General features: G+C 71.2%; 2 protein-coding genes. One reads left to right on the top strand and one right to left on the bottom strand.

The window, feature by feature from the left end:
• Nucleotides 1-796, top strand: a 796-nt coding sequence (locus tag QQJ79_RS15375; RefSeq protein ID WP_284223804.1) for a L,D-transpeptidase family protein, incomplete at its 5' end; no start/stop codon positions are given.
• Nucleotides 797-1,035: 239 nt separating this feature from the next.
• Here QQJ79_RS15375 and QQJ79_RS15370 read toward each other — a convergent pair.
• Nucleotides 1,036-1,131: EF-Tu C-terminal domain-related protein (locus QQJ79_RS15370; protein ID WP_284222345.1), on the bottom strand; the 96-nt coding region annotated here is incomplete at its 5' end.

The raw sequence follows: 1,131 nt of genomic DNA, 5'->3' as shown, positions 1-1,131 counted from the left end.
CTCGCGCTACTCGCCCGGCGTCATCGACGGCCTGGGCGGCGAGAACACCCGCGAGGCCATCGCCGCCTGGGGCAAGGCCAACGGCCTGAGTGCGGACGGCGGCGCCGACGCCGCCCTGCTCCAGGCGCTCGCCTCCGCCGATGCGGGCCCGGTCATGACGCAATACGTCCTGACCGCGGCCGACGTCGCCGGGCCGTTCAGCCCGCCGGCGGGCGACGACCTCGCCGCAACCGCCCGCGCGGGCACGAATTTCACCAGCGCCCTGGAGCGTCTGGCTGAACGGTTCCATGTCACCGAGGCCCTGCTTCAGGGCCTGAATCCCGGCGTCGACTTCCGGCGCGCCGGCCAGACCCTGGTAGTTCCCGCCGTCAATGATGCGCCCCTGACCGGCGTCGCCCGTATCGTCGTCGACAAGACCGAGCGTTCGGCCCGGGCCTTCGACGCCTCGGGCGCCCTGCTGGCCTTCTATCCGGCCACCATCGGCTCATCCGAGCGCCCCGCCCCCTCCGGCACGGTCACCGTGGTCGGCGTCGCGCCGGCGCCGGACTACACCTATGACCCCGCGCGCGTCAGCTACGACCGCGGCGACGAGCGGGTCGTGGTCCCGGCCGGTCCGAACAACCCGGTCGGCACGGTCTGGATCGACCTCTCGCGCGACACCTACGGCATCCACGGCTCGCCCGACCCGTCGAAGATCGGCAAGACCGCCTCCAACGGCTGCGTCCGCCTGACCAACTGGGACGCCGAACAACTGGCCGCCGGGGTCAAGCCGGGGGTGGAGGTGCGGTTTATCTAGGTTTTCCCTTCTCCCCTTGCGGGAGAAGGCGGCCGAACGCAGCGAGGTCGGATGAGGGGTGACACACCGCCCCATCCGATTGGCGTCTGCCCGTCCAGCCTGCCCCCGGAACCAGCACCCCCATCCGAGCCGCTCCGCGGCCCACCCTCCTCCGTGAAGGGGGAAGGAAGCGCACACAGCAAAAGCGGCCCCCGGATCGCTCCGGGGGCCGCTCTGTTACGCTGACTTGAGGTCGCCGATTACTCGGTGATCTTGGAGACCACGCCGGCGCCGACGGTGCGGCCGCCTTCGCGGATGGCGAAGCGCAGCTTCTCTTCCATGGCGATCGGGGTGAT

It is taken from the genome of Brevundimonas denitrificans, from assembly GCF_030160755.1.
Taxonomy (GTDB): domain Bacteria; phylum Pseudomonadota; class Alphaproteobacteria; order Caulobacterales; family Caulobacteraceae; genus Brevundimonas; species Brevundimonas denitrificans.
This window is presented reverse-complemented; position numbering and strand designations above follow the sequence as displayed.